Source organism: Pseudomonas sp. JS3066 (assembly GCF_036328175.1).
In the GTDB taxonomy this organism is placed as follows: domain Bacteria; phylum Pseudomonadota; class Gammaproteobacteria; order Pseudomonadales; family Pseudomonadaceae; genus Metapseudomonas.
In genome coordinates this window covers 2,898,960-2,921,295 of the sequence record NZ_CP143312.1, presented here as the reverse complement: position 1 = coordinate 2,921,295, position 22,336 = coordinate 2,898,960, and the positions used below count along the sequence as shown (strand labels likewise).

Genomic DNA, 22,336 nt, shown 5'->3' with positions numbered 1-22,336 from the left:
GCGCTGCATCGTCAGCGCACTAGGAAGCCCAGTATTACCTCGGTTACGTGGGAAAGGCGTTCATTGAGCGCCTTGGGCGTAACCAGGTCACGACCATGGATGGTCGACAGGGTGTATTGGTTCGCGAGATAGAAATAGGTCATCCCCACGAGGGTGAAATAGAGCTGCACAGGATCGACACCGCCACGAAATGTGCCATCGATGCGGCCTTGCTCAAGAATCCGTCCCAGACTCCCCACCAGGGGCGAACCCAGCTCCGGCAGATGCTTGGAAGTCGAGAGGTAACGAGCGCGATGGAGGTTCTCGTTGTTCACCAGCGCCATGAAATCAGGATGCTCATTGTAGTAACGCCAGGAGAACTCGATCAGACGGCGAATGGCATCCATCGGCTGCAGACTTTCCAGGTCAAGCTCTCGCTCGGCCCGACGCAAGTCCAAGTAGCCGTTTTCCAACACGGAGAGAAACAACTCTTCCTTGCTGTCGTAGTAGTAGTAGATCAATCGCTTATCGACGTTGGCGCGCTCAGCGATCTCTTCGAGGCGAGCGCCTTCCAGCCCCTGCTCCGCGAAAACCGAGCGAGCTGCCTGGAGAATTGTCTCTTGCGTACGCTTGGCGTTGCGCGAGCGCTTCCCTTGAGTTGCTTCGATACTTGAATCTGCCATGCCCGAAAATACTGTCGTATTCCTGATTGGGTGAGCATCGCAGAATACCTCAACTTTGCAACCTGGGGTGGAGACCTGCTCCTTGGTCTCCACCCTGTCTGCCGAGGCTGTCAGTCGGCAGTCTTCAGCTGGATGTTGAGCGGGTTCGGCTGGGGCCTGTGATCATTGGCTCCAGGATGCCTACCCAAGTCATCCATTTTGATTTTGTACGTTTCCCGCGCAGTCCAGGTTGCCACTGCGGCGATGGCGCATCCCACCAAGGCGAGGCCTGCAGCTGCTAGCCATGGCGTGCTGCCCTTCATAAAGGCTGCGGCGACGATTGGTGCGAGCCCCGAAAGTGCAAACCCGACCTGCGTCCCGATGGCCATGCCAGAAAGCCGAACCTTAGTGCTGAACATTTCGCCGAAGAAGGCCGGCCAAATCCCATTCGCAGCGCTGAAGCACACGCCCGACATCAACACCCCCAGCACAAAGCTCAGCGGCAAATTGTTCTGGCCGAGCGACCAGAGGAAGGGAGTCATCAACGCACCGGAAGCAAGCACGCCAAACAAGTACACCGGACGGCGACCAATCTGATCGGCCAGGCGCGCCCAGAGCGGGATTGCGAAAAGTGCCACAATGTTGGTGATGATGGTCAGCCAGAGCATCGTGCTGCGCTCAACGCCGACAATGTTTACGGCATAGGACAGGGCGAAGATGCCGAACAGCGTGCTCACGGTAGACACCATGGCCGCCATGGCCACGCGAAACACGTCCGCTTTATAGTCACGAAGCAAAGCTACCAGTGGAATTTTTGCGGTCTGCTTGGTCTCCTTCGCTTCCTGGAACACTGGCGTCTCTTCGATGTTGCGCCGGATCAGGTAGCCAACTACCAGCACGATCAAGCTCAACCAGAAAGGAATGCGCCACCCCCAGGACAGCAGATCCTCTTCCGGCAGACTGGCGATCGGCAGGAACACCAGGGTTGCCAGGATAAGGCCCGCTTGGGTGCCGCTAATCGTAAAGCTGGTGAAGTACGCTCGTTGATGGTCGGGCGCATGCTCAAGCGTCATGGAGTTTGCGCCGGACTGCTCGCCAGAGGCCGAGAAGCCCTGACATAGGCGAAGTATCACGAGCATGATCGGAGCCGCGATCCCGATGCTCTCGTAGGTGGGCAGGCAGCCCACGAGGAAGGTCGAAACGCCCATCAGCAGCAGCGTTAGCACCAGCACTCGTTTACGCCCGTATTTATCACCGAGGTGACCAAGGAAAAGGGCACCAATTGGTCGGGCGAGATAGCCGACGCCGAACGTGCCCAGCGCCAGCAGCACGCCCATGGCCGGGTCGGAACCTGGGAAGAAGATCTTGCCGAAGACCAGCGCTGCCGCTGTTCCGTAGATGAAAAAGTCGTAGTACTCCATCGCGCTACCGATCCAACCGGCGAATGCGGCCTTGCCCGGCGTTTTCTTGTGTTGTGTTGCCTGGGTGTTCATGCTACCTCCGATATCGCCCCGCTCTCCCTCGGATTAGGTTGGGAAAGCGCGGCGTGTGTGCGTCAACACACACTCTGGATTGCGTTTTGTTCTTGTTGGTCCAGCAAGGCCCTATTCGGCCTGATTCTGTTTGCTCGCCAGTAGATGAACCCTCCTCAGCGATTATCCGAAGTTGAGTGAAAGCTCCACCGCTCAGTGATGAGCGGCGGGCGCAGAACTCGATTCGAAATGGATTTCTTGCGGCAGGCTTGCAAGCAAAGCCTGAGTTTTCTCCAGCATCCGCCGAGCCCGCTCAACGGCAGGCAGCTCAGCGGAGAGGCTGCGCATCGGCACCTCCAGGCTGAGGGGGATGCCCGGCGGTAGCGCCCGTAGCAGGCCCACCAAATTCAGGCCGCCGTCGCCCGGCATCAGTCGCTCGGCGCGGGCCTGATACAAGAGGGTGTCGAGGTCAATCGGTCGCCGAGCCGGTGCGTCACACAGCTGCATCAATCGGAAGTAGTGCGCCGGCAGAGCGGTAAGCGTCTCGAGTCGCTCCCCGGCCCGATCAAAGTGGATCGGGTCCACGAGGATGCCGGCATTTGTGCAGCCTGCCGCCTCAATCAGGCGTGACGCAGCTGAGAGGTTGCAGATATCAACCCAGGGGGTGGGCTCCAGGTTAGCGGAGATGCCGTATTTACCCGCCAGCTCGCAGAACCCCGCGAAGAGATCGGTCATCTGAGCAAAGTCGGCGACCTGACCCGATACGACAGCGTTACGCGCGCCGAGTAATGCGCCGGTTTCAAGTGCAGCACGAAAGTCTTCGAGTCGGGTCTCCGGCCGCAGGCGGAACAGTTCGATATCCGATACCTGGATCCCGGTGTCTCGCAGGCGACGAGCCGTTTCGCGAATCAACGGGGTGTCCCCAATACTGTCGCGTTGCGGCTCATCGGGGGTCGCCGGAATTAGTCGCAGGCCGACGCAGTCAAAGCCGGCGGTAGAGGCGCACTCCACCATATCGGCAGGCGACAACTCCAGGTGCGAAAGGGGCGCAAGGCCCAGCAAGCGCTTCATGAGCCCCCCTCGCAAATCTGCGGCAAGGCATTGCTCACGACGCTCATGATGCGCCGCCCACCAGATGTACGACGGAACCCGAGGTGGCAGCTTCGTGCACGGCCAGTGTCGCTTCGAGGGTGCGCAGGCCGTCTTCTGCGGAGCAGATGGGCTGCTCGAGCCCCTCCATCACTGCACAGAAATGCCGCAATTGCTCGGCGTAGGGGCAGCCGATGTGGGGCACGGCGCGCTCGACGGTGATCTGGTCATGCCATCCCGCCTGGTTGTGGTAGCGCCACAACTCCAGGCGAGGCAGAGTCAGTGAGCCTTCCGTGCCCGAGAAGAAGTGCGAGTTGACATCATCCTGGCGCGGGAAGCGTTCGGCCTCACCTGCCGACAGGTCCCAGTTCCAGGGGGCGGCCGTCGTATCCGAAACCGATACTGTGCCCAGGGCTCCGTTGCAGAAGCGCAGCATCACGGCTGCCGTATCTTCTACTTCAAAGCGGCGAATTCGGTTCGAGGTGATTGCTTGCAGGCTTTCGATTTCACCGAAAAGGAAGCGCAACAGATCGATGTCGTGAATCAGGTTGATGAGCACCGGACCGCCGCCTGCCTGCCGACGCCAGGTGGTTTCGAAATACTCGTCCGGCTTCAACCAGGTGCACAGTGCTGTGACGCTGACCGGCTTGCCCAGCGCTCCGGCCTCAACAATGGACTTGGCCTGACGCATGATCGGGTTGTAGCGGCGCTGGTGGCCGACCAATGCGGGTACGCCATTAGCCACTGCGGCCGCACAGATTCGACGGGCATTCTCCAGGGTGTCAGCGATTGGCTTTTCCACCAACACGGCCACCTTGCGCTCAAGGCAAGCCACGGCGACATCCGCGTGAGTCACATTCGGGGTGGCCACCACCACGCCTCGCGGCTTGGCCGCCTCCAGCATCGTGACGTAATCCGCGAACCACGGCACCCCGAGCGACTTAGCCAACTCCTGCGCGGCGGGAGAGGGGTCGGCAATGCCTACCAGTTCCACATTCTCAAGCGCTTGGGCGCGCTCGATGTGCGTCTTGCCGATCAGCCCTGCGCCGATGACTCCGAGCGGGATCCTATTCATCTTAATTCCTGTTTTTGTGAATTGATCAATGCGAATCGCCAGGAAAATTCGCAAGAAAGCCGAAATCGTGCGGATTCGCGTAAGCCAAGTAAAGATTATTTCCCCAAAACAGGAATATCAAACTGAAAATCAGAAGAATAAAAATTTCAAGCAACTATAAAAAGTCTTTGTTAACAGAGGCTTATGATTTTTTAATAACAAAAAAGTCATTTTGTGCGTGTAAATAATCATAAAACGGTATATTAATAATTCCCTATATGGGGAATTCTGGAGTGGTCTGCTGCCCCACGAACGGGAGCGACAAGCCAACACTGATCAGGTGGGTAGCAGTAGGCCGGCGCGCGATATCTGTTTGCACGCCCCAGCTCGAAGACGCGTCCAGCCTCGTAAGGAAGTTGCGACGAGCAGTCAGTGATGTACCGAAGAGTTCAGATGGGAGAGGCCAATCAAGTGACCGGGCGAGAGGCAGGCGGGGTGCGGCAGGCGGAGCCGTTCAGGCAGTCAAGCGCAGAGTCTGTAATGTGGACCCATCGCTACCGAGGCCCGGGATGGACCAGCACCAACTATCTGGGCCAGTGGAGCCCTGTTTCGCAATCGACAATCGGAAGAGACACCCCAGCCGAAGCGATTTATTGTTGCCAACGTCGGTTGATACAGCTGGGGAGGCCAATGTAATGAGCGCAGGTACCGCCAAGCGAGACTGGATGCTCCATAGTCACTTTCCGAGCAAGGTGGAACGAATCGAGGCCTATTTCACCGGCCACGGTTACGAGCCGCATCGGCATGACACCTACGCCATCGGTCGAACACTCTCCGGCGTGCAAAGCTTTCGTTACCGCGGCGCCATGCGGCACAGCCTTCCCGGTGGAGCACTGGTACTCCATCCGGATGAGCTTCACGATGGCATGGCTGGCACTGATGAAGGCTTCCGCTATCGCATGCTCTACGTCGATCCTGTGTTGATCCAGCAAGCGCTAGGCGGCAGAACCCTGCCTTTCATTGCAGGCGGTCTGTCCAATGACGCACGCATCCTTCGGGCAACCGACTCGTTTTTGCAGGCTATGGAATACCCGGTCGAATCGCTGGAAGAAGACGATGCCATCCATGACCTTGCTCAGGCTCTGGAGGCGGTGGCGAATACCAACCGGGGACGCCGCGCCCTGGACTATCAGGCCGCCGAACGCGCCCGGACTTACATTCTCGACATGAATGGCGCGAGCATCACGATTGAAGAATTGGAGCAGGTCAGCGGGCGAGACCGCTGCAGCCTGTCGCGAGACTTTCGCGCACTTTTTGGCACCAGCCCCTATCGCTATGTGACGATGCGACGCCTGGATATTTGCCGTGAGCTCCTGCTGGCAGGCTCAAGCCTTGCCGATGCAGCCCTCTCTGCGGGCTTTTTCGATCAGAGTCACATGACACGCCACTTCCGTCATGCCTTCGGACTGTCACCAGCACGCTGGCTGTCGCTGATGAAATCCCGCTAGGTTGCAGGATCGTACAAGAGGCTCTGTTCGTGCCTGGATAGGCTTTTGAAAAGCCAACACGAGGAGCCAACCATGTCCAGCCACCTCCATAACCTCAACCAGCAGCCGATCAACCTCCTTCACAAGCTCTCACAGGTCACTGAGCTGTGGTCACCCAAGGTGGTCGCTGAAATGAACGACTACCAGTTCAAGGTCGTACGCATTCAGGGTGACTTCGTCTGGCACTCTCATTCAGACACGGACGAGGCTTTTTTCGTGCTGGAGGGTGAGCTTCGCATCGAGTTCCGGGATCGGTACGTGACGCTCGGCAGTGGTGATCTGTTCATCGTGCCAAAGGGCGTCGAGCACAAGCCTTATGCCGAGAAGGAAGTAATGCTGATGCTCATAGAGCCCCGGGGCGTAGTGAATACTGGCGACGAGGTCGGAGATCGCACAGCAGAGAGCAATGTCTGGATATAGGCCTGATACAGCAACGGTGGACCACGCTTCACCGGTCCATCGTGCGGGGTCCGGCTGGGCCCCGCCGGTAGCTGCCCCTAACAAAGGGCAACTACCGGCCCCAGAACACCGCAAGGCCAGAAAACCAATCAGCCCACAATTGCATCTATAAACGGCGCCTTCCGAGCCAGATACTCACCAGTCCCCTCGCGATTGCTCGCCTCCAATGCGTTGTCGGTAGCCCGGCTCCTGGGGTCAGGCAAAGTCATCACCCACCCAGCGCAATGATCGCGAATATCAGCGCCGTGCCAACGAGCGCCATCACCGCGCCCGTGGCCCACGGGTTGCCGCCGGAATAGCGGGCCAGCAGCCAACCTGAAAGAAAAAGCATCGCCAACGACACCAGGTTGGAAGTTCGGATCGCCGGTCCGGTCTGGTCGATCAGCAGAAAAGGTATGACCAAGGGGAATGTCGCCAGCACGACCAGCAGGAAGGTGCCCAGTGCCCCGGCGAAATCTTGCAGGTCCAAACGCGCGCGAACGGGTTGATCGGCGTTGGCAAGCAGGCGCAAACGCAACGATTCCAGTCCGTCCGGGCCTGCAGATTCGGTAATGCGCAGTGGCAGGGCGTCGGCAATCAGCTCCCGGCCTTCGGCCGGACTTGCATCGCTTTGCAGACGCGCGAGCAAGGTGCGGCTGCGGGTGCGTTCGGTCCAGGTACGCAGCAGGTAGATGACGGCATCGGCCAGGCCCCAGGCGAGGTTGCAGCCGAAAGCCGCGATCAGCATGGTTCTGGCTTCTTCACGGCCTGCCGTGGCAACGCTCAGCGATCCGATGAAGGTCATTGCCATCAGCAGTCCGAATATCACTTCGGTGATGCGGTCGACGGGTTCGAGTATTCGCTGCCGGGTGCCTCTTTCCTTGTTTTCCATCGCATACCCTCGCTCTATCAGCTTCGCTAGAGGAGTGTAGGCAAGGCGTCAGACCAGCGCGGGCTTCAGGGGGGAGTGGGGGGCGGTTTTCTAGCCGCAGTCGTGGTCCTGTGCACGCGCCTTGAATAGCCTGTGATGCGGACTGGAACTCGGCATAGCGCCAACTACGCTTGAGCCTGTCCCCAAGGCGGGGATTGCCCTGACGCCCGACCTGATAGCGGGAGTAGTAGCAAGGGGACAGATTCTCTTTTCCGCACTTTGCATTCTGCTTTCCAGGCAAATGGAAGGCGGGCATTCAGATTATTTTCATGGGGGCTTCATCATGCGTTCGAACTTGATTGCTGTAACGGTCGCTGCACTTCTGGCTGCGGGGGGATGCTCGAGCACAATGGTCGAGCCCGCTAATTACTCGGGGTTCCTCCCCAACTACAAGGTGCTGGAAGAGCAGAAGTCCGTCAGTGGGGCGAAGGTCGCCCGCTGGATAGACCCCGACATCGATCTGTCGCGCTATAGCAGCATTTATCTGGAACCCAGCCAGTTCTACCCGCGTCCTCAGACCAGTGCGCAGATACCCCAGGCCACGCTGGATGACATCACCCGCTACTACGATGCGGCGCTCAAGCGAGAGCTCGGATCGGTGGTGAGGATCAGCGACTCGCCCACGGCCGACAGTATCGTCGTGCGCCCGGCCATTACGGCTGTTTCGACGTCCACCGAGGGGCTCAAACCTTACGAGGTGATTCCCATCGCTCTTGTCGTCGCCGCAACCTCCACCGCGATTGGCGCCCGGGACCAGCAAGTGGAAATCGCCACTGAAGCGATGTTCCTCGATGGGGGCAATACCCGGCTCCTGGCGGAGGTCGTGCGCAAAGGCACTGGCGAAAGTCTGGAGAACAAAGAGGCCGTGCTTTCGGTGAAGAACATCCAGCCGGTGATCGACGGCTGGGCAAACGACATGAGACTCGCCTATCTCCAGATCCACAAACGCCCCTGATTCAGGCCTGCTGCCGCAGGGTGAGGCCAGGGAGCAACCTCTGTCGCGGCGCAGCTCTTTCTCGCAGGCAAAAAAAGGCCCGCCATAAGGCGGGCCACAAGACATCCTGCATAAAACTCAGTAGGCGTCGTCCATGCCATCGTCGATGGTGATGCCTTTTGCGCGCATCCGCTTGATCTGGAGAAAGAGGGGAGAGATCTAATTGTCTACCTGATGTCCCTTATGGCCGGAAGCTGCCGATGGCGAGCGGCAGCTATCGATTGAATCCACAAACACTGGGTTTAGGTAGGACATGGGGCGATCGGTCACTGTGCGTGGCGGAAGCCCGGCCAGGGCCGGAATTCACAGGCTGTTTCGAGCCTCATGGGTTGAGCGCACGCAAGCTTTCTGCGGGCAGCGGGCGTCCCAGGTAATAGCCTTGGAGCTCATCGCATCCCAGGTCGCGCAGTGACTCGAGCTGTTCAGCGGTTTCCACGCCCTCTGCGGTGACTGTCATCGACAATGCATGGCCGAGCTGGATGATTGCGCTCACGACAGCGAGGTTGCTGCCCTCTTTGAGTCGGGAAACAAAACTGCGGTCTATCTTCAGGGTGTCGAACGGGTACCGCCCCAGGTAACTGAGGGAGGAGTATCCCGTTCCGAAATCATCCATGGACAAGCGGACCCCAAGCTCACTCAGTCCTTTCAAGGTCTCAAGCGCTCCTTGGGCATCATCCAGCATCATGCTTTCGGTGATCTCGAGTTCCAGACGGCTAGCCGGTAGGCCATTGTCTTCCAATGCAGACCGCACCTGCGCCACCAGTCCGGGTCTGCGGAATTGTTCGGCGGAAAGGTTGACCGAAACGAAGAGGGGGGCACCAAAGCGCTTGCCTTGCATGCAGGCTTCTCGTAATACCCAGGTGCCCAGCGCCACAATCTGGCCACTGCGCTCTGCCAGCGGAATGAAATCGCCAGGACCGATAAGACCTAGCCGGGGATGCTGCCAACGCACCAGGGCTTCCATCCCACTCAGCTTCAGGTCACGAGCACGATGACGTGGTTGGAAGTGCAAACGCAATTCATCGTTCGCAATGGCGTGGCGTAGTTCCAGCTCCAGCTGCCGTTCGGAAACCATTTGGCGTTCGAGCTCGCGACTGAAGAAGCACCAATAATTGCCAAGCTCCAGTTTTCGTGCCTGATGAAGCGCGATTTCGCTACAGCGCAGCAGTTCGCGTGCTGTATCCGCATCCTCTGGGGCTACTGCTATTCCGACCTGGATGCCGAGCCTGAACTCTTCATCGGCGATGAACAGCGGGCGTTCGACATATCCCACGAGCTGCTTGCACAGTTCGTTGACCTTCTCTCGGTTCGAGTAGCCAGCATCGAGCAGCACGACGAACTCATCGTTGGTGTAGCGAAATATCTGGACCTCGGCAGCGAAGAATTCTTCCAATCGTTGTGCAAACTGGACCAGTACCTGATCTCCCCCTGTGCGCCCCAGGTGATCGTTGAGTTGCTTGAAGTGGGCAAGATTGATTGCCATCAAGGTCAACCTCTCGCTCTCTGGCTGCAGCAAACCCAGGCGTTGTCTCAAGACCTCAAACAGGTGACTGCGATTGGGCAGACTGGTGAGCTCATCGAAGTGCTGAAGGTGCTGCACGCGCAATTGGCTTTCTGTCAGCGCGGTGGTGTCGCAGGCGGTTCCGCGATATCCCGTTATGCCGGATGGCCCACTGATTGCTCGTACCATGAGGTTACACAGACAGTATTTCCCGCCGGCTGACCGGTAACGGCACTGCAGAGGCGCGTGAGGTGTCGCGATTTCTGTTGGACGGTTGAGCCAGTCGGCGCCCAGCTCCGTACTCGCCTGGAGCAATTCACCAAGGGGACGTCCGATCCAGGTATCAGGGGTGTGCCCGGTGACCGCCTGAAAGCGACTGGAGAGGAACGTGAAACGCAGCTCTACATCGGTTTCCCAAAGCCAGTCAGAGGTCGCTTCGGCGATGTCCTGAAACCGTGCCTCGCTGGCTTGCAAGCTGGAGTAGCTTTCATCCAGCCGTCTTGCCGAGGCCAGGCTCTGACGTGTCACCAGCCAGCCAAGCCCAGCCACGATAAGGCCCGCGACACCCAATAGTGGCAACAGGATCATGAGCAGCTCATCACCAGGCCTCAGCGGGGTCCAGCGCAGGAGTAGCGGCGTCTCCTGCCCGGATGTGAGCATCAGGCGCGGCTGTTCCTCTGCATCCTGGGCGCTTCTGGGGCTGCGAAGCTGCGGCAGTGCGTGATCTTTCCCGAGCGAGTCCAGCTTCGTGGGTGTGAGCGTATCGGCGAAGAGCAGGACCGAAGGCGCGCCGGGGACCGCGGGGGTCATCGGGTCGCCCCCTTGAGTGAATACAGCGGCGACAACCAGTGCTGGCTGGCCGGATACCTGAAACGTACCTATGACAGGCGCGGGCTCACCTGCCAGCGACCTTGCTCGCTCGACCAGGGCCGAGACATCCCCCTGGAGCCAGTGCTGGGCAGAGGTCGGCTCCAATTGCCCGTTGATTACCGCGTAAACCGTCTGATTGCCGGGTGCAATCACGAAGATTCCTTCATAACCGAAGTCTTCGAAAAGAGAGGGCCCCAGGTTACGGCGCGTGTAAGCCCACTCGATGTCGACCCGCGCGTGAAGGTTCTGGTACGCGTCTCCCCAGAATGCGTAGTCGCTGATAGACCTCAGGAGGTTCTCTTGCCGTGACTTCAGGGCTTTCTCAGCAAAGAACGTACTCTGCACCAGGGCTTGTTCATTCTGGCTAAGGGCAATTCTGACCAGGAATGTCGCCATCAGAACGAAAGCCAGGGCAAGCAGGGAGGCCGTGCGCACCAGGGTCTTACGGGTAAACCAGGCACTGGAACCAGCGGCGATTCGGGATGGTTCTTCAACGTTGGGAAAGGCCATGCAAATCCTTCTTGACCAATCGACAGGGCCATAGCGGCTTCTGGCACCCAGGCATCTGAAGCATCAGTACTTCGCTTGCCCACTGCTGGAGCCAGATTGTGGCTGCATCAGTACCACCACTCAAGCTATCAGTTGTGGGCAGCAAGGCTCTTTCCCGCAGGCAAAAAAAAGGCCCGCCATAAGGCGGGCCACAAGCCGTCCAGCATAAAACTCAGTAGGCGTTGTCCATGCCATCGTCGATGGTGATGCCTTTTTCGCGCATCTGCCTGATCAGGCCCGCACGGGTGTCCGGCAGGTTGAGCAGGGTGACGCTGCGGATTTTCGCGACTTCAGCCTCGGTGTAGGGCTTGTAGTCGTCCGGCACGCTGCTGCCGGCAATGCCGTCCTTGCGCATCATCCAGTTGATCAGATCGGCCAGCTGGGCGTTGTTCAGCGCCGACTGGGACATGCCTGGCACCCGCACGAGGAACTCACGACCGCCTTCCACTTTGAGGAAGTTGCCGACGAAGCCTTTCATCTTCGGCGTGTCGTTGGCCTTGGAGCCGGTACCGTCGCCCAGGTGGCAGCCAGCGCATTGCAGCTGGTAGTTCACCGGGGTGCTGTAGCCGGCCTGGGAAATGGGCTTTTGTGGCTCTTCGTTGCCCGGCGCGTGCTTCTGGTTCGGGTCCGGAATGGCGCGGGCCATGGCCAGCGGGGCCGCCATGGCGCACATCAGTCCAGCGATCAACAGGTAACGCATGGCAGCCCTCCGGCGGGTCAGATCGCGACGCCGCGGATGATGGAAACGGTGCAGTGGTAGATGTGCGACTTGGCCGCCAGGCACCAGTTGACGTCGTTGTTGTTGAACGGACGGTACGCCGGTTCCTCGCTGTCGTTGCGGGTACAGGCGCACTGGGCGCAGCTGTGCTTACCGCAGCAGTCGTTGTAGGAAATGATGTAGTCCTTGTTGTCGGCCGGGTTGCGGCAGGTGCCGATCCAGGTCACCTGGGAGGCCTCGGTGCCGGGCGGGCAGGAGGTCACCGAGCCGCCACAGCAGCTGCACAGGAAGCCGTCGACGGAGCAGTAGCGCCAGTAGTCGCAGCTGTTGGGATCACCCGGATCGCCGGCCTTCGGGGCTTCGGCGGCCAGGGCCTTGCTGGTGCGGTCGATCGGCAGCAGTACCGGCAGGGCGGCGCCAGCCACCATCAGCGAACCCAGGCGGGCCAGAAGTTTGCGCCGCGAGGTGGTGTCGGCCACGTGGCGCGTGGAGCGTTCGAACAGACGGTCTAGCAGTTTCATTGGGTGCTCCCTTCCTTGTTAGTGGTTATGTGCGCCGTGGGAATGCGAGTGGTTGTGCAGGTACTGCTGCAGAGTGGCGCTGCCCAGGTGTTCGGCCTCGAACAGGCTGTCCAGGTGCTCGCGGGAGTTCACCAGGCCTTTGGAGCGCAGCACACCGGCCTTGTCCACCAGCGCTGCGTAGGGGAGCTTGCCGATCTGGTAGGTCATGCCCACTTCCGGGCCGACCACGTAGGTGGCGTCTTCCAGCTTGTGCTCGGCGATCAGTGCTTGCTGGGCGTCCATGTCGCCGTCGCTGACGTAGATCACTTCGAGGCGGTCGGCCTGGTCCTTGGCGATGGACTTGATGGCCGGCAGCAGGGATTTGCAGATGGGGCAGGTGGGCGAGAGGAAGAACAGCAGCTGGGCTTTCTCGCCGGCATAGCCGAAGTTCACCGGGCGGCCGTTACGGTCGGCGGCAGTGACTTTCGGGGCGGGTTCGTTGACAGCCACGCCTTTATCGACCATCAGCGCGCCGGCCGGGGCCAGGCGGCCGTGGAGTACACCAATCTGACGCACCAGGCCCATGACGGCAAAGGCCAGAGCGATCAAGAGGCACCAGAGCAGGACGTTGGAAACGATCAGGGCTTCCATAATTCACCTTCCAATGAGTTTGAGCAGACGTGGAGCGTTGGCCATCAGGCCATCCGCAGCGGCATAGAGGAGCAGGGTCGCGGCGCTGGCGGCGATTACGACAAAGATGTCGAAGGCGCCTAGCTCGCGGGTGTGGGGGGCGACGCTGGCGACCAGCGCCAGGCTCACCAGTACGGCGTTGCGCGCCAGCAGCACCGGGCGGATCGGCTGGGCCTGTTCAGGGCCTGCGCAACCGCAGTCGATGTCGCGGCGGCCACGCCACAGGTTGATCGAGATGGCCCCGGCGTAACCGGCCAGCAGTGCGGCTGCGGTCAGCGCGGCAGCGTGGCGGCTAGCAGGTACCAGCAGGGCGAAGGCCACGGCCACTTCGATGAAGGGCAGTACCCTTGCGACCGGGCGCACCAGGCCGCGAGGCAGCAACTGGTAATCCTCCACCTGGTTGGCGAAGCGCGCCGGCGCACGCAGCTTGTGGGTCGCCGCGCTGGCCAGGATCACCGCGACCGCGAGGGCGGCGGCGATGATGAAAATGGGATCAAGTTGCATGGCTGCACCTCGTCAGTGGCTGAGGATCTGGGTCGCGGTCTTCTGGATGCGTTCCATGGTCCCGGTGTGCTTGCCGCTCTTCAGATCGAATATTTCCAGGCCGCCGGCGATGTTGGTGCCCAGCAGCAGGGGATTCTCATCGCTGGTGGCTTGCAGGCTCCAGATCGGGTTCGGCGCTTCCAGGGTGCCGATGCGCTTGTGGGTCTTGAGGTCATAGACCCAGACGATCGGGCTCGGGTCTTCCCACTTCATCGGCTCATGGGCGTCGTGCATCAGCACGTAGAGGCGATTCAGCTTCGGCGCAACGGTGATCAGCTGCCAGCCACCAGGAGCCCAGCCTGCCTTCTTCTCGGCGGCGTCGGTTACCAGGTCCCAGGCTTCGAGGACCTTCGGCTGCTTGCCGGAGAAGTCCACACCGCGCACGGTGCCGGTGGTGGTGACGAAGTAGTAGATGTCGCCCACGGCGTAGGCCCGCTCCACCAGTTTCTCGGCATTGGGGTCGAAGAAGGCGGTGTGGGTGCGGGAGATTTCCTTGCCTTCGTCGTTCAGCGTCACCAGTTGCACGCTGCCGTCTCCGCAGAGGGAGGCGAAGGCGCGCTTGCCGACGGGGTAGTTCAGCACGCAACCGGGAATGGAGATTTCGCCGGCCACGGCCTTGGCCTTGACGTCGACCACGGTCACCGAGGTGGACGGGGTGAAGTTGTAGACGTAGACGAAGCGGTCATCGGTGCTGGTGCCCAGGGAGTAGCGCTGGGTCAGGGCCTCGGCACGTTTGGTGGGGATCAGCACTTCATAGGAAGGCGAAAGGGTGCTGGTGTCCCAGGCGGTCAGCACGTCGGTGCGAGTGCCACGGGTGCCACGGGAGTAGAACAGGTCGGCGGTGAAGAGCGTCTTGCCGTCGCGGCTCAGGGTGGACGGCGCGGCGAAGCCGGTGGGTACCATGCCGAGCATTTTCTTCTTCTCGGGGTCGACCACGGTCACGCGGCCGGCGACGAAGCTCTCGAACTCGACGTCGATGATGTAAGCGCGGTGCGGTTCCGGCGGGAAGGGCAAGGTGGTCTGGCCGATGCCCGGATCGGCCGGCAGCTCGGCGCTGGCGGTGCCGATGCCAGCGAGGGCAACGCCCAATGCCAGCGTCGATTGGGCGAGGATCCTGGATATTCGCATACGGGGCGGCTCCCTGAATTATTGGTCTTTGTTGCGGGTGCAGGGCAGAAATCTGCAGTCCTAGTCTGCCGCTGGCAGTCGGCGTGGAGCTTGTTGTCCGTGCCAACCCCTTGTGTGCCTGTGCCACTTCTTTTGGCAGGCTGCCAACGCTTTGGAGAACGCGTCAGAAAGCATAGACCGGGTGGGGGATGAACTGAGGCAGGGAGAGTGAGTGGCGGAATTGCATTGGGGGGGCAGTTACGCCGCCTTTGGCGCTTGAAATGGCTATGCCTGCATTACATGTTGTGGGCAGCTGCATTGCCCGTAGGAGCTGGCTTGCCAGCGAATGGCGGCGTTTCGCTGGCAAGCCAGCTCCTACAAGGCTCTAGGCCCTAGGGAAAATTTCTCGCAACAGCTAACGCAGACGTAGCGATTGAAATCGCCCCTACAGGGAGCCGCGAGGCCGTCAGGTCCCCGACTTCAGCTTCGTCCAGGCACGGGTGCGGGCACGTTCGGCATTGCGCTCGAGCGGCAGCAGGGTGAAGAGGGTGGCCTGGGCCTCGGCGGTGGGATAGAGGTTGGGGTTGTTGCGGATCTCCGGGCTGACCAGGGCGGTGGCGTCCTTATTTGGATTCGGGTAGCCGACGAAATCACTGACCGGGGCGATCACCTGGGGCTGCAGTAGGTAGTTGATGAAGGCATGGGCGTCCTCGGGGTTCTTCGCGCCCTTGGGGATCGCCAGCATGTCGAACCACACCGGCGCACCTTCCTTGGGCAGACGCATGTCCACAACCACTCCGTTGCCAGCTTCCTTGGCGCGGTTGGCCGCCTGGGAGAAGCTTCCCGAGTAGCCCACGGCTACGCAGATGTCGCCGTTGGCAATATCGGCCATGTACTTGGAGGAGTGGAAGTAGGTGATGTTGGGGCGGATCTTCTGCAGCAGTTCGCCAGCCTTGTCGTAGTCCTTGGGCTGGTTGCTGTTGGGCGGCAGACCGAGGTAGTGCAGGGCAATGGGCAGGATTTCCGACGGCGAATCCAACAGGGCCACGCCGCACTGCTTGAGCTTGGCGATGTTCTCTTCCTTGAAGATCAGGTCCCAGCTGTCCACCGGGGCGTTCTCGCCCAGCGCTGCCTTTACCTTGGCCGGGTTGAAGCCGATCAGCACCGTTCCGTACATGTAGGGCACGGCGAAGCGGTTGCCCGGGTCATTGGCCTCGATCAGCTTCATGAGCTGCGGGTCCAGATGGTTCCAGTTGGGCAGCTTGCTGCGGTCCAGAGGCTGGAACACGTCTGCCTGGATCTGCTTGGCGAGGAAGACGTTGGACGGCACCACCACGTCATAGCCGGAATTGCCGGTGAGCAGCTTGGCCTCCAGCGCCTCGTTGGTGTCGAAGATGTCGTAGATCAGCTTGGCGCCGTTCTCTTTCTTGAAGTTGTCCAGAGTCTGCGGGGTGATGTAGTCGAACCAGTTATAGACGCGCAGGGTGCGTTCTTCGGCCAGGGCATGGGTGGCGAGCAGGCCGCACAAAGCGGCGCCGAGGAGGCGGGGGAGTCTGTGCTTGATCAATTGCGGCAACCTTTGGGTGGCTTGAGTTGGACCTAAATCGATATCTATCTGTTTGGGTCGCAATTTTGAAAGCAAATGCCGCGCCATATAAATGGAAAGGCCGATATACATCGGTTAATGGTCCCGGTGGCGGGGAATTGAAGTGAGTGGGGATTACCGGGCGTAACGGCCAGTGGCACCAGGCTACCCAGCTGACCGTATCGATTTGCTGTAGGAGCGAGCTTGCTCGCGAAAGATTGTGCTCGGGCTATTCGCGAGCAAGCTCGCTCCTACAAGTTCGGGGATGAGCCCGGCGCAGGGATCCTGCCTCAGCGCGTGAAATCTTTTTCGCGATTGAAATCGCTCCCACAGGATTCAACTGGCAATCACCCGCACCAGCTGCCAGGCGGCAAAGCCCAGCAGGAAAACGCCTGCAGTTCGGTCGATCCATTGGATGGCGCTTACGCCCAGCCGGTGGCGAATCATGGATACGCCAAGGCTCAGGGCCAGCCACCAGAGCGCCGAGCCGCAGAACACGCCGAGCACCATCACCAGGCCGTCCGCGCCGGACAGTGCCTCGCCGCCGGACAGGGTGGCGAAGATGGCAACGAAGGAAAGGATGGTCATCGGGTTGCTGAGTGTCAGCAGGAACACCGACGCAAAGGCCGGCAGCGCCTGGACCGGGTCACTGGCGCTGGCGGCGCGTTCCGAGGGCGTTGCGCGCAGCATCTTCATGCCCATCCAGGCCAGGAACAGGGCGCCAGCCAGGGCGAGCGGCGAGGCCAGTGCAACGAAGACGCTGGTAATGGCGCCGATGCCGAAAGCGCCCAGTGCGCCATAGCAGGCGTCTGCGGCCGCCGCGCCCAGGCCGCTGATGAAACCGATACGCGCGCCGTGGCCCAGGGTTCGCTGGATGCACAGGAGGCCGATGGGGCCGACGGGGGCGGCGATGGACAGCCCAATCAGGACGGATTTGAGAAACAGAAGGGCTTCCATGCGGAAGGCTCCGGGGTAGTGGACTTGGGCAATAGTCTGCGCTGCACTGCACTTAGCCTGAATGCAGGGATTACGGTAGTTTTTGCGGATCTCCTGAATATTTAACGAGTTTTAGCGAGGGGGCCTGAAAAATATGGAGTTGGATGCAAAGTCCTGGAAAATCCTGCAGGTCGTGCAGCGTGAGGGGCGGATCTCCCTGACCGACCTGGCATCGAAGGTGGCGCTGTCCCTACCCGCCACCTCCGAGCGCCTCAAGCGTCTGGAGGAGGCCGGGGTAATCGAGGCCTACCGTGCCTCGGTGTCGCCAGAGAAGGCCGGCTACCAGGTGATGGCACTGGTCGGCATGACCACGCCGCAGCCGGAAAAGGCGCGGCTGATCGCCCAGTTGCAGACGATGCCGGAGGTGCTGGAGTGCCTGCATGTCACCGGGCAGGACTCCTTCATCCTGCGGGTTGTGACGCGGGATATCCGTCATCTGGAGCGCTTCGTCGGCAGCATCAACCACTTCGGCGAGACCCGTACTTCCATTGTCATGTCGGCACCGATTCCCCTGCGCGGGGTGGAGCCGCCGCGCGATTGATCGCACGGGGGCAGAACCTTGTGGGGGCAACTGCGCAGGTGGTTATCCTCGCGTTCTATACGTCGCTGGACCTGGCCGGGCGGGTATCCAGCAGCCAGGGACGTGGCGCGGTGCTTTGGTTCTGCGGCGGTGCCGTTGCCATGGGCATCGGTATCGGGTCCATGCACTTCATCGGCATTCTCGCGTTCAGTTTGCCCACTGCACTGGGCTACGACCTTCCGCTGACGCTACTTTCGCTGCTGATTGCCGTGCTGGTTTCCGGCTTCTCGCTATGGAACCAGCCCGAGCAACCCTTCTGGCAGTGAGCTGAAGATCGACCGCGGCTTTGCCCGCGACCTGGAGCGCGACAGCGACGACGCGGCGATCATTTCCGCCACCGTCGCCTTCGGCCAGGCGCTGGACCTGCGCATCGTCGCCGAAGGGATGGGGACCGAACCCAGCAGGCCTTCCTCACCGGACTAGGCTGCAATTCCCTGCAGGGCCTCCTGTTTGGCAAGCCGGTGCCGGCGGAGCAGTTCATGAGCGGAATCAAAGCCTGGCATGAGGCGGGGCGCTGCGATAATTTCATACCCCCAGGGGTAATCGTCAGACGAGGCAATCGATGACCAGCGATGTGGTGGCGAAGCATCAGGAGGCCATGCTGAAGCGCCTCGCCCGTGTCGAAGGACAGATTCGCGGACTGCAGGCCATGATCCGCCGGGGCGACGACTGTGAAGCCATCGCCCAGCAGTTCGGCGCCTCACGCAAGGCGCTCGACCGCGCCTACCAGCAGATGCTGATGTGCCTGCTGGAAGCAGCCGTGCTCGACCCGCAACAGGAAACGGCCGACACCCTCGAGCGCGTCCGCGCCATCTTTACGAAGTACACCTGACACCAGATGGGCAAGGATTGTGGATGTGGGGGACTTGCGCGTCTGGATCGTATACCCCTGGGGGTATATTATTTCACCAACCTAATCCCTGCGGCCGTCACGGCCAGGAGTCCACGATGACAATCGACTGGCCTGCTTTCACACCCTGGAGTGCCCTGGCTGGCGGTGCGCTGATCGGACTGTCCGCCGGCCTGTTCATCCTCGCTAATGGCCGCATCGCCGGTATTAGCGGGTTGCTCGGCAGCCTGCTGGAGCGGACGGGCGACGGTCGGGCCGAGAAGGCATTGTTCCTCGCGGGCCTCCTGCTGGCGCCGCTGCTCTGGATGGCCGTCGCCGGGGCACCTCGGGTCCGCTTCGAGTCGGGTTGGCCGGCACTGCTGTTGGCCGGTTTGCTGGTGGGCGTCGGCACCCGCTATGGATCAGGTTGCACCAGCGGCCACGGTGTTTGCGGCCTATCGCGCCTGTCGCCGCGTTCATTGGTGGCGACCCTGTCCTTCATGACGGCAGGTTTTATTACCACCTATTTGCTGCGGCACCAGATCGGAGCGGGCCTGTGAGCCGGGTCAGCGCGTTGCTAGCCGGGGTGCTCTTCGGCCTGGGGCTGTTGCTTGCCGGTATGGCCGACCCGGCCAAGGTACTGGGTTTCCTCGACCTGGCCGGTGCCTGGGACCCTTCTCTGGCCCTGGTGATGGCCGCGGCCATTGCCGCGACCATGCCGGCGTTCACTCTGGCCAGACGCCGGACCAGATCGTGGCTGGGGCTTCCCATGCAACTGCCTACCCGGCGTGATCCAGACCTGCGGTTGATCGGCGGCAGCCTGTTGTTTGGGGCGGGTTGGGGGATTGCCGGTATCTGCCCAGGCCCAGCGCTGGTGCTGCTGACCGCTGGCCATTGGCAGGCTTGGCTGTTCGTTCTGGCGATGCTCGCCGGAATGTGCCTCTACGCCTGGCTGGAAGCTCGGCACAGGCCTTGACCAGGAAACTAAGCTGAAAAGACCTGCCTTGGAGCTCATTCCATGAATCCGCGCGTGGAAGCCTTCTTCGACGAGGCCACCTGTTCCTACAGTTACGTCGTCAGCGATCCCGCCAGCGGCCACTGCGCCGTCATCGACCCGGTGCTGGATTACTGCGCCGCCAGTGGCCGGACGTCCCATGCCGGGGCTGGGCGCATTGCCGACCATGTGCGGGCGCAGGGCCTGACGGTCGACTGGCTGCTGGAAACCCATGTGCATGCCGATCATCTGTCCGCCGCCGCCTGGCTCAAGCGCGAGCTGGGAGGGCGGCTGACCATCGGCGGGCTGATCACTGAAGTGCAGCAGCGCTTTGGCACGCTATTCAATGCCGGGCAAGGCTTTGCCACCGATGGGCGCCAGTTCGACCGTCTGCTACAGGACGGTGACCGCCTGGCCATCGGCAACCTGGAGCTGCTGGCGATCCATACGCCGGGTCATACCCCGGCCTGCATGACCTACCTGATCGGCGATGCCGCGTTCATCGGCGACACCCTGTTCATGCCCGACTACGGCACGGCCCGCTGCGATTTTCCGGGTGGTGACGCCCGCGCCCTGTATCGATCTATCCGGCGTCTGTTCGATTTGCCGGATGCGACGCGGCTGTTCCTTTGCCATGACTACAAGGCGCCGGGGCGGGACGAGTACTGCTACGAGACCACGGTGGCCGAACAGCGTGCGCAGAACGTGCATGCCCACGAGGGCATCGACGAAGACGCCTTCGTCGCCATGCGTACCGCGCGGGACGCCACTCTTTCCATGCCGGCGCTGATCCTGCCGGCGGTGCAGGTGAACATGCGTGCCGGTCAGTTACCGCCCGCCGAAGACAATGGCATCCACTACCTGAAGATCCCCTTGGACGTGCTCTAAGGCCAAACAGGGCAGGGCACCTCAGTTGGCCAGCCCCAGTTCCTTGGCCCGGGCGATGGCCTGGGTGCGGCGCTCTACACCGAGCTTGAAGTTGATCCGCTGGGCGTGGGTTTTCACCGTATGCAGGGAGATGAACAGGCTTTCGGCGATCTGCTGGTTGGAGTGGCCACGCACGATCAGCCGCAGCACTTCCAGCTCACGCCGGCTCAATAGGGAGGCCGACACGTTGTTGTCGGCACCAGCGCTTTCGCCAGACCAACGCATCATTGCGGGGTTGCGCAGGGCGAATGCCCGTTCGACGCTGGCCAGGCCCATTTGCCGCGAAAGCGCCAGAGCCTCCAGCAAGGCCTGGCGGGCTCGCGCCTGGCGGTTGTCGGCGTACAGGCCTTCGGCCAGGCTGAAGCCGATTTCGCAGGCCAGTGGTCGGCGCCCTTCTACCGTTGCTTGCTCGAGCATGGTTTCCAGTTGCGCCAGGGGTTCACTTACCACGCCATTTGCCAAGCGCGCCTGCGCCAGTAGCAGGCGCAGGCGCAGGTGCAGGTCGGGCGCACCATAGGGGGACATCTCAAAAGCTTCGGGGGGCAAGGCGAGCAGTGCTTTCTCGGCATGGCTGGAGCGACCCTGGTGCAGCCACAGGCGCGCTTTGGCGCGCACCAGCAGGCCCTGGTACATCGGCACGCTGATATGCCGGTACTGCATCATTCGTTCGGCATCGGCAATGCGTGTGAAGGCCCTCGGCAGGTCTTCCTGAAGGGCATCCAGTTCTGCCAGGCCGAGGAAGGCCCAGAACGCAGCCGCGTCGGAGCACGCCTGGCTTTCCTGAAGGCCGGCGAGGTAGGCCTCTTCGGCTGCCTCATAGCGCCCTTGCTGCAACAGCAGGGCGGCGCGACGCAATTGCACGCGTCCGCGCATGGGGCTGGCTTCCGCGCCCCAGGCGACGCTCAGTTCGCTGTACACGCGCTTGAGCAGGGTTTCCGCGCGCAGCAGTTCTCCGCGCAGTTCCAGCAGCTTCACATGCCCCAAGGCGAACACGGCTTCCATGGCCGGGCTCGCGTGCTCGCGGGCTTCCTTGATGGCCACGCGATTCAGGGCCTGCGCGTCGTCCAGGCGGCCTTCGATCAATGCCAGTTCCAACTGCAGGGCACAGCAGAACAGACGCTGCGCCCAGGCGTGTTTTGGGAGTTCGGGGACGGCTTCGTCGAGCAATTGCCGGGCCTGGCCGGATTGCCCACGGTGGAAGGCCAGGTTGCCCGCCAGGGCTTTCCATTGCGCCAGCAACCCCCGCTGACGGCGTGCATCGGGTTGGGGGAGGAAGCGCGCCAGGTTGTCGGTAAGTCGCTGGGATTCGTCCAGTCGGCCGCATAGCAACAATGCCCAGGCGTTCAGCAGGACCAGGCGCGGAGTGCTTTCCAGCAGGGTCTCCGGCAGCTCGCTGCGCCATTGCATCAGCAGGGCCAGGCTGCGTCCCTGCAACAGGCGGTCACGGGTGTAGTGCTGCATCAGGCTGGCAGCCACTTCCGGTTGCTCGGCCTTGAGGGCATATTCCAGCGCCGGGCGAATCTGGTCCTGGCTCATGTACCACTGGCATGCGCGGCGATAGAGGGTTCGGCTCATGCCTGAGGGCAGCTGGGCTGCCAGCAGGGGCGCGATGGCCGGCAGGATGCACAGGGCATGTTCGTCGTCGCCAAGCGCTTCGATGAACAGGCCGCACTCACGCAACTGCGACAACAGGTGGCCACCTTCGCCCGTGCCGAGCAGGTGCTCGCACAGCTCGAGGTCAAAGCGCGGGAAGTGGGCCAGGGTGAATAGCGCCTGCTGCC

At 61.4% G+C, this 22,336-nt stretch carries 22 protein-coding genes and 3 pseudogenes; 10 read left to right on the top strand and 15 right to left on the bottom strand.

Annotation, left to right across the window (positions count from 1 at the left end):
- Window positions 1–11: 11 nt before the first annotated feature.
- The 4 genes from SA496_RS13570 to SA496_RS13555 all read right to left on the bottom strand — a co-directional run bounded on the left by SA496_RS13570 (window position 12) and on the right by SA496_RS13555 (window position 4,331).
- On the bottom strand, window positions 12–662 hold the full coding sequence (locus SA496_RS13570; protein ID WP_120650721.1) for a TetR/AcrR family transcriptional regulator: 651 nt from the start codon (window positions 660–662) through the stop codon (window positions 12–14).
- A 110-nt stretch (window positions 663–772) separates the two neighbouring features.
- A complete protein-coding gene (locus SA496_RS13565; protein ID WP_120650723.1) occupies window positions 773–2,134 on the bottom strand; it encodes an MFS transporter in 1,362 nt (453 codons plus the stop codon).
- Between the two features lie 192 nt (window positions 2,135–2,326).
- On the bottom strand, window positions 2,327–3,184 hold the full coding sequence (locus tag SA496_RS13560) for a sugar phosphate isomerase/epimerase family protein (RefSeq protein ID WP_120650725.1): 858 nt from the start codon (window positions 3,182–3,184) through the stop codon (window positions 2,327–2,329).
- 43 nt (window positions 3,185–3,227) lie between these two features.
- Window positions 3,228–4,331 (bottom strand): Gfo/Idh/MocA family protein, encoded by a 1,104-nt coding sequence (locus SA496_RS13555; RefSeq protein WP_218569235.1) that lies wholly within the window; start codon window positions 4,329–4,331, stop codon window positions 3,228–3,230.
- 620 nt (window positions 4,332–4,951) lie between these two features.
- Between SA496_RS13555 and SA496_RS13550 the strand changes: the two genes are divergently transcribed.
- Together SA496_RS13550 and SA496_RS13545 are read left to right on the top strand one after the other, a co-directional pair.
- Window positions 4,952–5,764 (top strand): AraC family transcriptional regulator, encoded by an 813-nt coding sequence (locus tag SA496_RS13550; protein ID WP_120650728.1) that lies wholly within the window; start codon window positions 4,952–4,954, stop codon window positions 5,762–5,764.
- A gap of 72 nt (window positions 5,765–5,836) precedes the next feature.
- Window positions 5,837–6,223, top strand: coding sequence for a cupin domain-containing protein (locus tag SA496_RS13545; protein ID WP_120650730.1), 387 nt, complete (start codon window positions 5,837–5,839; stop codon window positions 6,221–6,223).
- 247 nt (window positions 6,224–6,470) lie between these two features.
- Here SA496_RS13545 and SA496_RS13540 read toward each other — a convergent pair whose 3' ends face one another.
- The gene (locus tag SA496_RS13540; RefSeq protein WP_120650732.1) at window positions 6,471–7,133 is read right to left on the bottom strand and encodes a hypothetical protein; all 663 of its coding nucleotides are present in this window, start codon (window positions 7,131–7,133) and stop codon (window positions 6,471–6,473) included.
- A gap of 322 nt (window positions 7,134–7,455) precedes the next feature.
- On the opposite strand from SA496_RS13540, the gene SA496_RS13535 reads away from it, so the two are divergent.
- On the top strand, window positions 7,456–8,127 hold the full coding sequence (locus tag SA496_RS13535; protein WP_120650734.1) for a DUF3313 domain-containing protein: 672 nt from the start codon (window positions 7,456–7,458) through the stop codon (window positions 8,125–8,127).
- A gap of 361 nt (window positions 8,128–8,488) precedes the next feature.
- Here the strand turns inward: SA496_RS13535 and SA496_RS13530 are convergent, their stop codons facing one another.
- The 8 genes from SA496_RS13530 to SA496_RS13495 form a co-directional block, all read right to left on the bottom strand.
- Window positions 8,489–11,047 carry a bifunctional diguanylate cyclase/phosphodiesterase gene (locus SA496_RS13530; protein WP_330115566.1) on the bottom strand — a complete coding sequence of 853 codons (2,559 nt, stop codon included), beginning with the start codon at window positions 11,045–11,047 and terminating at the stop codon, window positions 8,489–8,491.
- Window positions 11,048–11,258: 211 nt separating this feature from the next.
- Entirely contained in the window at window positions 11,259–11,786 is a 528-nt protein-coding gene (locus tag SA496_RS13525) for a cytochrome C (RefSeq protein ID WP_153921717.1), read from the bottom strand.
- 17 nt (window positions 11,787–11,803) lie between these two features.
- The gene (locus tag SA496_RS13520; RefSeq protein WP_120650740.1) at window positions 11,804–12,325 is read right to left on the bottom strand and encodes a methylamine dehydrogenase light chain; all 522 of its coding nucleotides are present in this window, start codon (window positions 12,323–12,325) and stop codon (window positions 11,804–11,806) included.
- Window positions 12,326–12,343: 18 nt separating this feature from the next.
- The gene (gene mauD / locus SA496_RS13515; RefSeq protein ID WP_120650742.1) at window positions 12,344–12,955 is read right to left on the bottom strand and encodes a methylamine dehydrogenase accessory protein MauD; all 612 of its coding nucleotides are present in this window, start codon (window positions 12,953–12,955) and stop codon (window positions 12,344–12,346) included.
- Window positions 12,956–12,958: 3 nt separating this feature from the next.
- Window positions 12,959–13,498 carry a MauE/DoxX family redox-associated membrane protein gene (locus tag SA496_RS13510; protein WP_330115565.1) on the bottom strand — a complete coding sequence of 180 codons (540 nt, stop codon included), beginning with the start codon at window positions 13,496–13,498 and terminating at the stop codon, window positions 12,959–12,961.
- A 12-nt stretch (window positions 13,499–13,510) separates the two neighbouring features.
- Complete coding sequence (locus SA496_RS13505) at window positions 13,511–14,665, bottom strand: amine dehydrogenase large subunit (RefSeq protein ID WP_330115564.1); 1,155 nt, start codon at window positions 14,663–14,665, stop codon at window positions 13,511–13,513.
- A gap of 445 nt (window positions 14,666–15,110) precedes the next feature.
- Window positions 15,111–16,211, bottom strand: coding sequence for a polyamine ABC transporter substrate-binding protein (locus tag SA496_RS13500; RefSeq protein ID WP_280359553.1), 1,101 nt, complete (start codon window positions 16,209–16,211; stop codon window positions 15,111–15,113).
- Window positions 16,212–16,565: 354 nt separating this feature from the next.
- Complete coding sequence (locus SA496_RS13495; RefSeq protein ID WP_330115563.1) at window positions 16,566–17,186, bottom strand: LysE family translocator; 621 nt, start codon at window positions 17,184–17,186, stop codon at window positions 16,566–16,568.
- Window positions 17,187–17,319: 133 nt separating this feature from the next.
- Here SA496_RS13495 and SA496_RS13490 point away from each other — a divergent pair, with 133 nt between their 5' ends.
- The 7 genes and pseudogenes from SA496_RS13490 (at window position 17,320) to SA496_RS13465 (ending at window position 20,516) form a co-directional block, all read left to right on the top strand.
- Entirely contained in the window at window positions 17,320–17,766 is a 447-nt protein-coding gene (locus tag SA496_RS13490; protein ID WP_120650752.1) for an Lrp/AsnC family transcriptional regulator, read from the top strand.
- Between the two features lie 140 nt (window positions 17,767–17,906).
- Window positions 17,907–18,071, top strand: a complete 165-nt coding sequence (locus tag SA496_RS29225) for an MHYT domain-containing protein (protein WP_371924403.1) — start codon at window positions 17,907–17,909, stop codon at window positions 18,069–18,071.
- Window positions 18,067–18,371: pseudogene (locus tag SA496_RS29220) on the top strand (EAL domain-containing protein); the annotation flags it as partial. The gene SA496_RS29225 and the pseudogene SA496_RS29220, both read left to right, overlap by 5 nt.
- Window positions 18,368–18,637, top strand: a complete 270-nt coding sequence (locus tag SA496_RS13480) for a metal-sensing transcriptional repressor (RefSeq protein ID WP_120650754.1) — start codon at window positions 18,368–18,370, stop codon at window positions 18,635–18,637. The pseudogene SA496_RS29220 and the gene SA496_RS13480, both read left to right, overlap by 4 nt.
- A 116-nt stretch (window positions 18,638–18,753) precedes the next feature.
- Entirely contained in the window at window positions 18,754–19,194 is a 441-nt protein-coding gene (locus tag SA496_RS13475) for a YeeE/YedE family protein (RefSeq protein WP_120650756.1), read from the top strand.
- A complete protein-coding gene (locus tag SA496_RS13470; protein ID WP_330115562.1) occupies window positions 19,191–19,610 on the top strand; it encodes a YeeE/YedE family protein in 420 nt (139 codons plus the stop codon). The genes SA496_RS13475 and SA496_RS13470 overlap by 4 nt, the downstream gene beginning before the upstream one ends.
- A gap of 42 nt (window positions 19,611–19,652) precedes the next feature.
- The gene (locus tag SA496_RS13465) at window positions 19,653–20,516 is read left to right on the top strand and encodes an MBL fold metallo-hydrolase (RefSeq protein WP_330115561.1); all 864 of its coding nucleotides are present in this window, start codon (window positions 19,653–19,655) and stop codon (window positions 20,514–20,516) included.
- A 21-nt stretch (window positions 20,517–20,537) separates the two neighbouring features.
- On the opposite strand, the pseudogene SA496_RS29215 reads toward SA496_RS13465, so the two are convergent.
- A pseudogene (locus SA496_RS29215) lies at window positions 20,538–20,732 on the bottom strand (response regulator transcription factor); the annotation flags it as partial.
- A 105-nt stretch (window positions 20,733–20,837) separates the two neighbouring features.
- A pseudogene (locus tag SA496_RS29210) lies at window positions 20,838–21,962 on the bottom strand (helix-turn-helix transcriptional regulator); the annotation flags it as partial.
- Window positions 21,963–22,336: the final 374 nt, after the last annotated feature.